This is a genomic window from Pseudomonas sp. L5B5 (assembly GCF_020520285.1).
In the GTDB taxonomy this organism is placed as follows: Bacteria; Pseudomonadota; Gammaproteobacteria; order Pseudomonadales; family Pseudomonadaceae; genus Aquipseudomonas.
Genome location: NZ_CP084742.1, coordinates 3200768 through 3215374, shown reverse-complemented (window position 1 = coordinate 3215374; position 14607 = coordinate 3200768). Strand labels below are relative to the sequence as shown.

Annotated in this window: 8 protein-coding genes; 6 read left to right on the top strand and 2 right to left on the bottom strand. The window is 63.9% G+C overall.

What is annotated here, in order from left to right; translation table 11 throughout:
- The first annotated feature begins 328 nt into the window (after nt 1–328).
- The 6 genes from cas3f (at nt 329) to LGQ10_RS14740 (ending at nt 9436) form a co-directional block, all read left to right on the top strand.
- Nucleotides 329–3487: a type I-F CRISPR-associated helicase Cas3f gene (gene cas3f / locus LGQ10_RS14765; protein ID WP_226525967.1), complete on the top strand. Its 3159-nt coding sequence runs from the start codon at nt 329–331 to the stop codon at nt 3485–3487.
- 131 nt (nt 3488–3618) lie between these two features.
- Nucleotides 3619–4971, top strand: coding sequence for a type I-F CRISPR-associated protein Csy1 (gene csy1, locus LGQ10_RS14760; RefSeq protein ID WP_226525966.1), 1353 nt, complete (start codon nt 3619–3621; stop codon nt 4969–4971).
- Nucleotides 4964–5947: a type I-F CRISPR-associated protein Csy2 gene (csy2, locus tag LGQ10_RS14755; protein ID WP_058434977.1), complete on the top strand. Its 984-nt coding sequence runs from the start codon at nt 4964–4966 to the stop codon at nt 5945–5947. Before csy1 ends, csy2 begins: the two co-directional genes overlap by 8 nt.
- An 18-nt stretch (nt 5948–5965) precedes the next feature.
- The gene (gene csy3, locus LGQ10_RS14750; protein ID WP_226525965.1) at nt 5966–6988 is read left to right on the top strand and encodes a type I-F CRISPR-associated protein Csy3; all 1023 of its coding nucleotides are present in this window, start codon (nt 5966–5968) and stop codon (nt 6986–6988) included.
- 3 nt (nt 6989–6991) lie between these two features.
- Nucleotides 6992–7555: a type I-F CRISPR-associated endoribonuclease Cas6/Csy4 gene (gene cas6f / locus LGQ10_RS14745; protein ID WP_226525964.1), complete on the top strand. Its 564-nt coding sequence runs from the start codon at nt 6992–6994 to the stop codon at nt 7553–7555.
- A gap of 339 nt (nt 7556–7894) precedes the next feature.
- Nucleotides 7895–9436, top strand: coding sequence for an alkaline phosphatase D family protein (locus LGQ10_RS14740; RefSeq protein ID WP_226525963.1), 1542 nt, complete (start codon nt 7895–7897; stop codon nt 9434–9436).
- A 111-nt stretch (nt 9437–9547) separates the two neighbouring features.
- Here the strand turns inward: LGQ10_RS14740 and LGQ10_RS14735 are convergent, their stop codons facing one another.
- Nucleotides 9548–12079 carry a PepSY domain-containing protein gene (locus LGQ10_RS14735; protein WP_226525962.1) on the bottom strand — a complete coding sequence of 844 codons (2532 nt, stop codon included), beginning with the start codon at nt 12077–12079 and terminating at the stop codon, nt 9548–9550.
- A 152-nt stretch (nt 12080–12231) separates the two neighbouring features.
- Nucleotides 12232–14493 (bottom strand): TonB-dependent receptor, encoded by a 2262-nt coding sequence (locus tag LGQ10_RS14730; RefSeq protein WP_226525961.1) that lies wholly within the window; start codon nt 14491–14493, stop codon nt 12232–12234.
- Nucleotides 14494–14607: the final 114 nt, after the last annotated feature.

The window sequence follows — 14607 nt, the reverse complement described above, 5'->3', positions numbered from 1 at the left end:
CTGTGGCGAGGGAGCTTGCTCCCGCTGGGGCGCTTTCTCGCCCCAGTGCCCGGTGTGCAACGTCGCCAGCGGGATGCCTTGGCGAGCCCGCAATCTGCCGGCCAAGATCTTCAGTCATGGGCCCGTGCGCAGCTGGCCATAACTCTTCCTTTACCTTGGCCTTGTGCCCGTAAACCCTGGCTCCAGCAGGGGGCGGTTGCTGTTTGCCGGGGCTTGGGACGTGCCTTCATGCCCTCTATTTGAACTTTCAATACGCCATGGACGAACAATCGGACATTGCTTATAACCGCTAGCGCTCAATGGACGATGCAGCAGGCGGTTGTATTTCATGGAAGACATCAACTCCGCGATTCTAGAAACAGAGCTTCACTCCAAACGCACTCGCCACCCTGACTTGCTGCGTAGTGCCGCAAGCAAGGACTGGCACACCGCTGATGACATCTCGCTGCTGGCGCAATTGGCGGCGCTGCTGCATGACGTGGGCAAGGCCAGCCGGGCCTTCCAGCAGAAGCTGCGGCGCCGCGGCCTGGAAAAGGACCTGTATCGCCATGAGTGGGTATCGCTGCGACTGTTCCTGGCTTTTGTCGGGGCTGACGATGATCCCGCCTGGCTCCGGCGCCTGGCAGCGCCCAGTGCCGAGGATGATCAGACTTGGCTGGCTACCGGGCGTTTTCAGCGGGATGGGCTCGATGTCACGACGCCGCCATTCAAGCAGCTCGCGCCCTTGGCGGCTGCCGTGGCTTGGCTGGTGGTCAGCCATCATCGCCTGCCGACGCTGCCCAGCTGGAACGAGGCCGGTGATGGTGAGCAATCATGGCTGGGCAAGAAGTCCGCCCGCTTCAATCCCGCGATGCTGGACAACCTGATCGAAGGCATCACCCACGAGTGGAACGAATGCAGTCGTTCGGCGCCGCTCGAAGAGGTCGAGGGGTTCTGGCAATTCGCGCACGGCCTGCCCGTGGTCTATCCCAAGTGGCGGGCCCAGGCGGCCAAGATCGCCCAGCGGTTGCTGGTGCTGCAAGCCAAGCCTGGGCATGGCGATTGGCTGGACAACCCTTATGTCATGCACCTGGCGCGCATGAGCCTGATGCTGGCTGATCATCACTATTCCAGCCTGCCGCCGGAGTCGAGCCAGCGGGTCAGGGGTGATGACCAGGGCTCGGTGTTCGCCAATACCCATAGCGACGGCCAGCTCAAGCAGCCCCTGGATGAACACTTGCTCGGGGTTGCCCGCATGACCCGCAGCATCGTCCATGGCTTGCCCGATTTCGAGCGGTGTCTGCCGCGTTTGGCGCGTCATGCAGGCTTGCGCAAACGCAGTGGTTCCGGGCGTTTTGCCTGGCAGGATCAGGCGGTGGATGCGGCGACCGGCCTGCGTGGCCAGTCGCAGCGACAAGGGGCCTTTATCGTCAACATGGCCTCTACCGGATGCGGCAAGACCCTGGCCAACGCACGGATCATGCATGCCCTGGCCGACCCCCAGGCCGGCATGCGTTGTACCTTCGCCCTGGGGCTGCGCAGCCTGACCTTGCAGACCGGCAACAGCTACCGCCAGCTACTGAACCTGGGGGACGACGACCTGGCCATCCGGGTTGGCGGTTGCGCCAGTCGGGCGTTGTTCGAGCATTACCAGGCCGAGGCCGAAGCCAGCGGTTCGGCTTCGACCCAGGCGTTGATCGAAGAAGACAGCCATGTGCGCTACGAGGGCTCGCTGGCCGCCCACAGCCTGTTGTCCAAGGTGCTGAGCCAGCCCCAGATCACCGCGTTGCTCAACGCGCCGATGTTGGTCTGCACCATCGATCACTTGATGCCCGCCACCGAAGCGCAAAGGGCCGGGCGGCAGATTGCGCCGATGTTGCGCCTGCTCAGCAGCGACCTGGTGCTCGATGAGCTGGATGATTTCGACCTGGCCGACCTGCCGGCCCTGACGCGCCTGGTGTACTGGGCAGGTTTGCTGGGCACGCGGGTGCTGTTGTCGTCGGCGACCCTGCCAGCGGCCCTGGTGCAGGGGATGTTCCAGGCCTATGGTGCCGGGCGCCGGCACTATCGACGCAACCGTGGACAGCCCGACACGCCTGGCGAGATTCCTTGCCTGTGGATCGATGAGTTCACGGCCCAGCCCTTCAACTGCCACGACGCCGAGGCTTTCTGCCAACAGCATCGGGCCTTCGTTGACCAGCGGGTGCAGGCGCTCGGGCGTATCGAGCCCAGGCAGCGTGGCGAACTGGTTGCCTTGAGCATTGGCGCGCAGCCAGTGGCGGACATACGCCGGGCGTTCGCCGAACAGGTGCGGGCCACGATGTTGCGGGCCCATGCCCGGCATGCCGAGGTGTGCCCGCACAGTGGCAAGCGCGTCAGTTTTGGCCTGGTGCGCATGGCCAATATCGAACCGCTGTTCGATGTCGCCCTGGCCCTGTTCGCCCTCGGCGCGCCAGCCGGCCAACGTATTCATCTGTGCGTCTACCACTCGCGGTTCCCGCTGTTGCTGCGCTCGGCCATCGAGGCGCAGTTGGACACCTGCCTGGACCGTCGGCAGCCGGGCGCGGTGTATGACCAACCGCAGATCCGCCAGTTGCTCGACCAGTACCCCGAAGAGGAGCAGGTGTTCGTGGTGCTGGGGTCACCGGTCACTGAAGTCGGGCGCGACCATGACTACGACTGGGCAGTGGTCGAACCCTCATCGATGCGTTCGCTGATCCAGCTGGCCGGGCGGGTACAGCGCCACCGCCAGCAGCCGTGCCGGCACGCCAACATGTTTATCTTCGATAGCAACCTGCGGCATTTCGAACAGCCTGGAGCCGCAGCGTTCATCCGCCCGGGTTTCGAGCATGGCAACCGCCAGGCGGATCACCCCATGCGCCTGGCCAGCCATCGCCTCGGGCAGCTGCTGGATCCGGCCGACTACCAGGAGCTCAGCGCCCGTCCGCGCATCCAGCCCAGGGCCAGCCAGGCGTGGCGTCCACGGCACAACCTGGTGGACCTGGAGCATGCGCGGCTCAGCGCGCAGATGCTGCCCAAGGTTCGCAGCCGCGCAGGCCAACCGACCCCACGCGGGGTCAAGCCGGTGGCTTTCGATCTGGACGCGGCCTGTGCCTGGCAATACCCCAGGGCGGCCCTGACCTGGGCCTTGCCCCAGCAGCAGCCTTTTCGTGAAAACACGATCAGGGAGACGGAGCTGTTGTGGTTGCCTGATGACGATGAACAACGTTTGGTCCTGCACCGTATTCATCAGCAGCCCGGGTCGCGTACGCCTGATCTCTATCTGCCGGCGTCTTCGTTGCTGGAGGAAGTCGATCTGGAGGAACTGTCCGGCCCAGGCATCAGGCCCTGGGGGCGGTATGAGCTGCTGTCGCTGCTGATCGAGCAGGCGGACATTCAAGGCCTGTCGCTGCGGGCCTGCGCCGAGCGCTTTACCACGGTCAAGTTGAGCGACAGCACCCATGGTTGGCGTTTTCATCCGGTACTGGGAGTGGGTGCAAAACCGTGACCCAACACCGGTGCCCTCCAGGAGCCAGGTTCTTGAGGGGCAAACCCCAGATGGCCGAAAAACGGTAGTGGCTAAGTGCCCGGTAAAACCGTTATAGATTTGTCATCTGTCAGTTCACTCAAGGAAGAGATATGAACGAAGGATCGGATCACATAACGCGCACTCTGCTTTTTCGTAACGCCATCACGGCGTTCATCCATGAACGGCGGGACGCAAAACTGAAAGGCGCTGACACAAGCGATGCGCTCAGCGCCGCAAAATATGAATACGCCACCTGGCTCGCCGACGCCGCTCGCCGAGTAGGGCAGATCCAGGCTGTCACCCATGTGCTCAAGGCCACCCACCCCGACGCTCGTGGCAGCAGCCTGCATGCCGCTCCGCAAACATTGCCGCGGCACCGGGAAGTCGGCAGCCACATGCTGGGCAGCGATTACGCGCAGGACATCGTCGGCAACGCCGCAGCGCTGGATATCTACAAGTTCCTCAGGTTGGAGGTGGAGCAACGTCGGCTGCTGGACTGGTTGCGGGAGGACGATGCCGACCTGTTGGCCGCCCTGGGCCCGGACCCGGTCCTGGCGCGAAGTTGGGCCGAAGCCTTCAAGGGCCTGGTACGCCCCAATCCGGCCTTGAGCTCCCACGCCCTGGCCAAGCAGCTGTTCTGGTGTGTGTCGGGCGAGCCTGGCGACGATGCCGGTTTCGAGTTGCTGCAACCAATGTTTCCCAGCAGCCTGGTCCACGCGGTCCATGCCGATATCAACGATGCACGCTTCGGAAAAAGCAACCAGGTGGCGCGCCAGGCCCGGCGCCAGCGCGTCGCCCATGACGGCATCTACCGCGACTATCCGCAACTGCTGGTGCGCAAGCTCGGCGGAACCAAGCCGCAGAACGTCAGCCTGCTCAACAGCGAGCGTGGCGGTGTGAATTATCTGCTGGCGTCCTTGCCACCCAAATGGCGACAGCAGCATCCGGGCAACCTGTTGCACCTGGATTCAGTCTTCGGCCGCCTGCGGTATTTCGAAGACATGGGCGAACTGATCGAAGCCCTCTGTGCTCTGCTGCGAGCCGACCCGGCGCGCAGCCTGCGCACTCGAACCCAACGTGAACGCATCGAACGAGCCCTGGGCCGGGCGTTGGCGGCCTTTGGCCTGAGTCTGCGTGCATCGCTGGTGGCTGGCTGGAGTCGTGACCGGCGGTGCCAGTTGCCGCTGTGCGAACAACTCTGGCTCGACCCGCAACGCGCGCAGTTGGCGCCGCGTGACGGCCACCAGGAAGCGGACTTGGCCTTCACTGCTGCCTTCGCCCAGCGCCGCTGGCCGGACGCAATCGCCCAGCGTTTCGGCCACTGGTTGAACACCTTCCTGCTGCAGCGGGGGCTGCCGGTGGGCGATACCGAACAGGCTCATTGGGCAAGGCAAGCCGTGGTCGATGCCGAGTGTTCTTGCACTCCCCGTGACGGGGCGGAGCGGGAGGAGGGACATGGCTGAGTGCCCACATTTCGAGCACCTGCTGGTCATCCCTCACCTGCAAGTACAGAACGCCAACTGCCTCTCCAGCCCGCTGACCCATGGCTTCCCCTCGATCACCGCCTTTCTCGGGCTGATGTGGGCCCTGGAGCGCAAGACCATCGACGCGGGCCTGGATCTACAGTTCAACGCGGTGGGCGTGGTGGTCCACGATCATCAAGAACAGGTCTCCACTGCTGGTTTCATCAACCGGCTGCACCTGACCCGCAACCCCCTCAGCCGCGATGGCAGCATGGCGGCGATCAACGAAGAAGGGCGCATCCACCTGCAGATCAGCCTGGTATTCGCGATCCAGAGCCAGGCCCTTGACGACCAGCAGAGCACCATCGCCCGCCAAGTGCGGGAACTGTTGATGCAGATGCGCATCGCCGGCGGCAGCGTGATTCCCTCCGGCGCTCCTCGGGGTATTCAGCAGCCGTATTCGATGCCCATGACCGGTGACGAAGAGGCGCGGGACGAGTTGTTTTATCAGGCCAAGTTGCGCCTGTTGCCGGGCTTCACCCTGGTGGAGCGCCAGGACCTGCTGGAGCGGCGTCATCGCGATCTGCAAAGCCGTCAACCTGAAGCCACTGTGCTGGATGCCTGGCTGTCGCTGGCGCGGATCAACTGGTCCAGCGTAACCCCCGTCGACGAGGCAGAGGCTCCAGGGCCGGTGCAGTGGTGCAACGACCGCACCGACCTGGGCTGGCTGGTACCGATCCCCGTGGGCTATGGCGCGCTCACCGCGCTGCAAGCGCCGGGTTCGGTCGCTCGGGCCCGCGACCCGCAAACGGCCTTTCGCTTCGTGGAAAACCTCTATGGCATCGGGCAGTGGGTCAGCCCCCACCGCTTGCAGTCCCCGCAACAGCTGCTGTGGTACGCCGACTCCCGCAGCGACCAGGGCCTGTACCGCTGTCGCAACGACTACCGCGCGCCCTCGCTGGTGCACTTCGACTGATTACAAAGGAGTTCGAACATGAGCAGTGACGCTCTGAAAACCGCTTCGGTCCTGGCCTTCGAGCGCAAGCTCGATCCTTCCGATGCGCTGTTCCATGCCGGTGACTGGCAGACGCGCAGTCAGTGGGTGCCGGTGGTGGTGCGGGAGAAGTCCGTGCGCGGGACCATTTCCCATCGGCTCAAGGCCAAGGAACTGGACCCGGCCAAGCTGGATGCCGCCATCGAGCATCCCAACCTGCAAACCGTGGATGTTGCGACCCTGCCGCATGATGCCGACACCCTGCGGGTCAGCTTCACCTTGCGAGTGCTGGCCGGTACTGGCCAGCCTTCGGCCTGCAACGATTTTGCCTACCGGCAGAAACTGCTCCAGACCGTACAGGGGTACGTCCAGGCCAATGGCTTCGGCGAATTGGCCCGCCGCTATGCCCATAACCTGGCCAACGGCCGCTTCCTGTGGCGCAACCGCATGGGCGCCGAGCAGGTCGAGGTGGAGGTCGAGCATCTGATGGAAGGCCGGGCAGCGACTCAATGGCGCTTCGACAGCCTGAGCCTGTCCCTGCGTCATTTCGACGATGAGGGCCGGCACGGCAAAGCCTTGCAGCCGTTGGCTGGCCTGATTGCCCAGGGGCTGGCCGGCGAGCAGCATGTGTTGCTGCGCATCACGGCCTACGCCCGCATGGGCGCCGGGCAGGAAGTGTTCCCATCCCAGGAGTTGATCCTGGAGCGTGGTCGCGGCGACAAGAGCAAGACGCTGTACCGCGTGGGCGACATTGCCGGCATCCACTCGCAGAAGATCGGCAATGCCCTGCGCAGCATTGACACCTGGTACCAGAGCGCCGACAGCAACGGGCCGATCGCTGTTGAACCCTATGGTTCGGTGACCACCCAGGGCAAGGCCTATCGCCAGCCCCGTGGTAGCAAGGACGATTTCTACACCCTGCTGGACCGCTGGGTACTCAAGGATCGGCAGCCACCGCTGGAGCAGCAACACTTCGTGATCGCCACCCTGATTCGCGGTGGCGTGTTCGGTGAGGCGGGTTGAGTCATGGACCACTACCTCGACTTGAAACTGCTGGCCGATCCGGAGTTCCCCGCACCGCAATTGATGAGCGCTTTGCTCAACAAGTTTCATCGGGCCCTGCATGACCTGCGGCGCAACGATATCGGCATCAGCTTCCCCGATACCCGAAGCGCAATCAGGCACCTGGGCTCGCACCTGCGCATCCACGGCAATCGCCAGGCCCTGGGCCAGTTGCTGGCCATCGATTGGCTGACCGGCATGCGCGACCATGTACAGATCGGCCAGCCATGCCCGGCGCCGACGCAGGTTCAGCATCGCCATGTCAGCCGGGTGCAGGTCGACAGCAGCCCGGCACGCCTGCGCCGCCGCCTGATCAAGCGCCATGGGTTGACCGAGGACGAAGCCCGCCAGCGCCTGCCCGACAGCGCGGCGAAACGTTGCGACCTGCCGTTCGCTGTCATGCGCAGCCATACCAGCCATCAGCTGTTCAACCTGTTCATTCGCCACGGCCCTCTGCTTGAACAACCGCAGCCCGGAACGTTCAACGGTTATGGCCTGAGCTCCAGTGCGACGGTGCCCTGGTTCTGACCTTTTTCCCCTGACGCAGTGGAGCGCCTTGTCACGTCAATGACTTACAAGGCACCTCAAAAAGGCTGTACGCCCTGCGTTGGGGGCACTGCCGCACAGGCAGCTAAGAAACCAGTCCTTCACCGTCCTTCGGTGCTGTTCATCTCGATTGCCGAACAGGCAGGCAAAACACAATCCATCAATCCATCGGCACCCGTTACTGCCGTAGAGGCAGCTTGAGAGACCCGCTGCACCCGTCGCCGGCTGGCCTGGGACTCCCGGGCCAGGACGCGTCTTTGTCACATCCCCTTCATCGCCGCTGGCTAAGGTGGCCTCTTTTGACCATGTCAGGGAGTCACCATGAGCGAGTTCAACCTCGGCCGTCGACGGATCATGCAAATCGCCGGGGCGGGGATGTTGATGCCCAGCCTGGCGCCGGCGGTGATCGCCTCGGTCAAGGATCGGCCCAAGCTCACCGATGGCGTGCAGTCCGGCGACTTGCAGGGCGACCGGGCGATCATCTGGAGCCGCAGCGACCGCCCGGCGCGGATGGTGGTGGAATGGGACACCCGCAGCATGTTCACCAACCCGCGGCGCCTGGTCTCGCCGCTGGCCGATGCCCGCACCGATTTCACCGCCCGGGTCGAGCTCAGCGGATTGCCGGCCAACCAGGCGATCTTCTATCGGGTGACCTTCGAGGATGCCCGCACCGGGGTCGCCAGCGAACCCTGGTTCGGCCATTTGCGCAGTGCCCCGAGCCAGCGCCGGGATATCCGTTTCGTCTGGAGCGGCGACACTGTCGGCCAGGGTTTCGGCATCAACCCGGACATCGGCGGCATGCGCATCTACGAGGCGATGCGCCTGCGCTTGCCGGACTTCTTTATCCACAGCGGCGACACCATCTACGCCGACGGCCCGGTACCGGCGCAGTTGACCACCGAGGGCGGGCGCATCTGGCGCAACCTCACCACCGAGGCCAAGAGCAAGGTGGCCGAGACCCTGGACGAGTACCGCGGCAACTATCGCTACAACCTGATGGACGAGAACCTGCGCCGGTTCAACGCCGAGGTGCCGCAGATCTGGCAGTGGGACGACCACGAGGTGGTCAACAACTGGTCGCCGAGCAAGCAGCTGGACGAGCGCTACATGGTCAAGGACATCCAGACCCTGGTCGGCCGTGCGCGCCAGGCCTGGCTGGAGTACGCGCCGATGCGCCGGCAGAGCGCCGATGGCGGCGGGCGGATCTATCGCAAGCTCAGCTACGGGCCGTTGCTGGATGTGTTCGTGCTGGACATGCGCAGCTATCGCGGGCCCAACGACGACAACCTTGGCGGCGAGAAGCCGTTCCTCGGCCGTGAGCAACTGGACTGGCTCAAGCGCGAACTCAAGGATTCCCAGGCGCAGTGGAAGGTGGTGGCCGCAGACATGCCCATCGGCCTGGGCGTGCCCGACGGTGAGGTCAGCCCTGGCGTGGCGCGCTGGGAGGCCATCGCCAACGGCGACCCGGGCCCGGCCCAGGGCCGCGAGCTGGAGATCGCCGAGTTGCTGGCCTACCTGCGCAAGCATCGGGTGCGCAACCATGTGTGGCTGACCGCCGACGTGCATTACTGCGCGGCCCACCACTATCACCCCGACAGGGCGGCATTCCAGGATTTCGAGCCGTTCTGGGAGTTCGTCGCCGGCCCGCTGAATGCCGGCAGCTTCGGGCCCAACGCGCTGGACAAGACCTTCGGCCCCGAGGTGGTGTTCCAGAAGGCGCCGCCGACCCAGAATGCCTCGCCGTTTGCCGGCTTCCAGTTCTTTGGCGAGGTGCAGATCGATGGCCAGACGGCGCAGATGAACGTGATCCTGCGTGATCTCGATGGCGTGGCGGTGTTCGAGCGCACGCTGCAACCAGCCTGATGCACGCCTGTTGCCTATGGGTAGGAGCGAGGCTCGCCCGCGATGAATGCTAACGCGGTGTTCCAGACACACCGCATCGCGCTTATCGCGGGCGAGCCTCGCTCCTACCGGTCAGTAGACGTCGCGGCGGTAGCGGCCTTGTTCGATCAGGCGCTCGACCTGTTCGGCGCCCAGCACTTCGTTGAGCACCTGGTCCACCCCCGCTGCCATGCCTTGCAGGCTGCCGCAGATGTAGAGCGCGGCGCCGTCGTCGAGCCACTGTTGCAAGGTGCCGGCGGCCTGGCATAGGCGGTCTTGGACGTAGATCTTCTGCTCCTGGTCGCGGGAGAAGGCCAGGTCCAGGCGGCTCAGGTCGCCGCGGGCCAGCCATTCCTGTAGCTCATCCTTGCAGTAGAAATCATGCTCGGCGTTGCGTTCGCCGAAGAGCAGCCAGTTGCGCTGCTGGCCCTCGGCGATCCGTGCCTTTAGCAGGCTGCGCAGGCCCGCCAGGCCCGTGCCGTTGCCCAGCAGGATCAGCGGGCAGGGCTCGGTCGGCAGGTGGAAGCCGCTGTTGCGACGCACCCGCAGGCTGATGCTCGCGCCCACCTGGACGTGCTCGGTGAGCCAGCCGGAGCCGATGCCCAGGCTGCCGTCGGCGTGGCGTTCCTGGCGCACCAGCAGTTCCAGGCAACCGTCGGCGGCGATCGAGGCGATGGAGTATTCGCGCGGGCTCAGCGGCACCAGCGCATCCACCAGGGCCTGGGCATGCAGGCCCACCAGATGGGTGCGATTGTCCGGCAGCTGGCGGCTGCCCAGGGCCTGTTCCAGGCTCTCTTCCAGACCGTCGAGCTGTACTGGGGTGTCCCTGGAAAGCCCCAGGCCCTCGAGGAAGTGCTCCACCAGCCACAGACAGTTGCGCGGCATGACCTCCACCAGGTCGCCGGCCAGCCAGCTGCTGGTGCCGGGCGGCTGCAATTTCAGGAGGTAGACCCCCGAGCCGCTGCTCTCGGGGTTGAGCAAGGTGCGCTGGCTCAAGGTCCAGTTGGCGAAGGCCGGGGCCTGCCACAGGTCCACCGGGGCATGGCCGGTGAGCTGGCCCAGTTGCTGTTGCCAGTGGCGCAGGGCGTAGGTGTCGCCACTGTCGACCTCCACCGGGGTGAACAGGCTGCTACCGCCCTGGCTCGACAGCCAGGCGTGCAGGCGCCGGGCGAACCCGCAGAACTGCGGGTACTGGCGATCGCCCAGGCCCAGCATCGCGTACTCCAGGCCGTCGAGGGCCAGCTCGCGGCCCAGCAGCTTGCGCTCGAAGCCCCGGGCGCTGTCCGGCGCCTCACCGTCACCGAAGGTACTGACCACGAACAGCGCCCGTTGAGCGCTGCGCAGGTCCTGCTCGCCCAGGCTGGCCAGCGGGCGGACCCGGGCACCGATGCCTGCGGCCTGCAATTGCCCGGCGGTCTGCCAGGCCAGTTGCTCGGCGAAACCGCTCTGGCTGGCAAAGCCGATCAGCCAGCCGTTGGCGTCGTCGGCAGGCTGTTCCAGACCCTGGCGGGCATCCTTGATCTGGCGTTTCTTGCGCCGGCGATCCAGGTACAGCAACCAGCCGGTGATGAAGAACAGCGGCATGCACAGCGAGGCCAGGGTCAGCACGATGCGTCCCACCAGGCCGAAGTAGCTGCCCACGTGCAGGGCGTAGACACTGGTCAGCAATTGCGCCTTGAAGCTCTTGTCGGCGTAGCGATCGTGCCGGCTGATGACGCCGGTGGCCGGGTCCAGGGTGATCTGGTTCAGGGCGCGCTCGTGGGGCGAATCCTTGAGCAGGTAGAACACCGTCGCCGGTTGCCCGGCCACGGGCGGCATGCGCACGTTGTAGGCGCTCAGATCCTTGCCGGCGGCGCTGTAGATGCTGCTCCACATGGCTCGGTAGTCGGCCACCGGGGCCGGGCCCTTGGGCGGTGGGCCGCCGCGACCGCCACGGACGCGCTCGCTCTGCGGTGCATCCGAGAGCAGGCGGGTCAGGCCCTTGCTGTACCACTCGTACGACCAGTACAGGCCGGTCAGGGCGAACGACAAGTAGAACAGCAAGCACCAGGTACCGAACACCGCGTGCAGGTCCCAGTTGAAGGCCCGGCCTTTCTTGGCCCAGTCCAGGGTCAGCCAGGCGCGCCAGCTGGCGACCTGGCGCGGCCAGCGCAGGTACAGGCCGGACAGGCAGAAGAAAATCAGGATCAGGGTGCAGGCCCCGGTGATCTGCCGGCCGCTGTCGCCCATGGCCAGGAACCGGTGCAGTTGCAGCATGAAGCCGAAGAAGCCCTGGCCCAGGGCCTCGCCGGTGAGTTCACCGGTATAGGGATCGAAGTAGCGCATCTGCCCACGGCGTTCGCCGGGCGGTGGTGTGAAGAACACCCGCGCGGCGTTGCCGCTGTCGGTCTCGACCCAGAGCATGGACACGTCCTTGCCCTCGCCAGCCTGGAGCTTGGCCACCAGTTCGGCGGGCGGCAGCGGGCCGGCGGGCAGCTTGTCGACCTGCAGCACCGATGGGTTGAGGGCGCGCAGGATCTCGTCCTCGAACGACACCACGGCCCCGGTGATCCCCATCAGGGCCAGGACCAGCCCGGCGCTGATGCCGAAGAACCAGTGCAGCTGGAACAGGGTTTTCTTCAACACATCGACCGCCTTGATGATCCGGAAAGGTAAAACACGGCGCGCATTATGCCGTGTGTGAGCGAGAAGCATTCTTCTTTACACGCAAAAGCCCCAGGCAGCGGGTGCATGGGGCTTGGGCACCTGTGGCCGGGGCCACAGGATGTCGTTGCGGATCAGAAGTGGAAGTTGGCACTCATCAGGGCGGTACGGCCTGCTGCAACGTGGGCGTAGTGAGTCTGGAATACCTGATCGAAGTAACGCTTGTCGGTCAGGTTCTGCACGTTCAATTGCAGGTCGACGTTCTTGGTCAGCTTGTAGCTGGCCATTGCGTCATAACGCCAGTAGGACGGAATTTCTACCGAGTTGGCGACGTTGCCGAACTGCGAGTCGACGAAGGTGGCCCCGGCACCGATGGTGAGCCTTTCCGGAATCAGGTCGTAGGTCGACCAGAGGGTGAAGTTGTTCCGTGGGGTGCTCGGCATGTGGTTGCCTTCATCTTCGGACTTGGTGGTCTTCACCACTTCGCTTTCCATGTAGGTGTAGCCGCCATAGACCTTCCAGTTACGGGTGATCTTGCCGGTATAGGTCAGCTCCAGTCCGTTGACGCGTTGTTCGCCGTCCAGCACCTGGGTTGTTGCTCCGTCCGGATCGTCGATACGTGCATTGGTTTTCTCGGTACGGAACAGGGCAGCGGTCAGCGACAGGTCATCATCGAAGAAGTCCCACTTGGTACCGACTTCGTAGTTGCGGTTCTTTTCCGGATCCAGGTCGCTGTTGTTCGCTGCCAGCTCCAGGCCGCCGTTGCCGCTGGTTTCCCCAGCGGGGTTGCTGGAGGTGGAATAAGCGGCGTAGATGCTGCCGTTGGGCAGTGGTTTGTAGACCACACCGATCTGGTAATTCAACAGATCGCTGGTGTTTTCGCGGGAGAAGCTACCTGCCACGGAACCACGACCGCCAGTGCTATAGCCGCTGGACTGGGTTTTGTAGTTGTCATAACGCAGGCCAAGGTTCAGCGACCATTGCTCGTTGAACTTCAAGGTGTCGAATACATAGGCCGCAGTGGTCTTGGTATCGGTGTCGGTAAATGCTTCGCTGTCTTTGATGGTGCCGTTCCAGCTATCACCTGGGGTCGGGTCATAGAGACTGGTGCAATCGCCGGACCTGAACAGCGCCGGATTACAAGTCGTGCCAGAGGCGCTGGAGGTCAGTACGTATGGACGGTTGTGAGTGTCCTGATAGGAGAACTCCAGCCCGGTGACCAGGCTATGTTCGATAGCGCCGGTATTGAACTTGGCGCTCAGGTCGGTCTGGTTGGTCCAGCCTTTGGATGTCGAGTTGCGGTTCTTCGAGCTGCGATACAGGGTGCCGTTGGCGACGTTGCCCTTGCTGTCATCTGGGTTGGTGACGATGTAGTCGAGTGTCGAGCGCGACAGGCGGAAGCTGTTGGACAGGGTCAGGTTGTCGTTCAGATCATGCTCGATCTTGAAGGTGCCACTGTCGTTGGTGGTCTTGCGATAGTCACGTCCGGTCAGGCCATAGAAGTTGTCACGGTTGACATGGGCTGGCTTGTCGACGTTGTACTTGCTGCGATTAGCGCTGGACGTCAGTGGTAGACCGTAGTCGGGCATGTCGTCGGTACGCACATGGTAGTAGCCGACAGTCACACGGGTATCGGTGCCCAGACCGAAGGCGAAGGATGGCGCCACGCCCCAGCGGCTTACATCCACTGCGTCACGGCCAGCAACATTGGCCTCGTGTTTCATCAGGTTCAGACGGAAGGCCGAGGTGTCGGTCATCTGCTGGTTCAGGTCCAAGGTAGTGCGCTTGGTCTGGTCCGAGCCCCAGGTGAAACCGCCGTTGTAGGAGTTGCCCAATTTGGCAGTCTTGGATACCAGGTTGAGACTGCCGCCGGTGGAACCTGCACCGGTAAAGGCCGAGCCTGGACCTTTGCTGATTTCGATGGATTCAACGTTGAAGATTTCCCGGCTTTGCGAAGCAGGGTCTCGCATGCCATCGATGAACACATCGCTTTCGGCGTTGAAGCCTCGGATGATCGGTCGGTCACCGGCGGGGTTGCCGCCCTCTCCAGCGCCAAAGGTAATGCCCGGGGTAGTACGCAGGGCGTCCACCAAGCTGGTGGCACCGGTGTCACGCATGACCTGCTGAGGAATTACGGTCACGCTTTTGGGAGTTTCCCGCAGCGGTGCGGTGTATTTCTTCGAGGAAGAGCTGTCGACCTTGTACGACGTCGCGTCCTGGGCCTCGCCGGTGATGCTGGTGGCATCCAGGGCGATGGCGTTGCCCGAGGTCTTCTTGCCGGTGTCCTCGGCGGCCTGGACCATGTGCCCGGCGGAGCCGGCGGTGATGGCGACGCCGATGGCGGATGCCAGCAGACGTGGCGAACTGACAGCGGATAATGGTTGTTGGCGTGTCATGTCTTGTCCCCTCCCCGAGGTTTTGAGGCCGCGGAATATAGGGGATACGAGCATTCGTTATCAATTGCGAAACATTGCTATTCGCACTGAATTTACATTCTTTACAATTTATCT

Coding starts and splice junctions, on each gene's coding strand:
- cas3f (WP_226525967.1), top strand. CDS start 329: ATGGAAGACATCAACTCCGCGATTCTAGAAACAGAGCTTCACTCCAAA.
- csy1 (WP_226525966.1), top strand. CDS start 3,619: ATGAACGAAGGATCGGATCACATAACGCGCACTCTGCTTTTTCGTAAC.
- csy2 (WP_058434977.1), top strand. CDS start 4,964: ATGGCTGAGTGCCCACATTTCGAGCACCTGCTGGTCATCCCTCACCTG.
- csy3 (WP_226525965.1), top strand. CDS start 5,966: ATGAGCAGTGACGCTCTGAAAACCGCTTCGGTCCTGGCCTTCGAGCGC.
- cas6f (WP_226525964.1), top strand. CDS start 6,992: ATGGACCACTACCTCGACTTGAAACTGCTGGCCGATCCGGAGTTCCCC.
- LGQ10_RS14740 (WP_226525963.1), top strand. CDS start 7,895: ATGAGCGAGTTCAACCTCGGCCGTCGACGGATCATGCAAATCGCCGGG.
- LGQ10_RS14730 (WP_226525961.1), bottom strand. CDS start 14,493: ATGACACGCCAACAACCATTATCCGCTGTCAGTTCGCCACGTCTGCTG.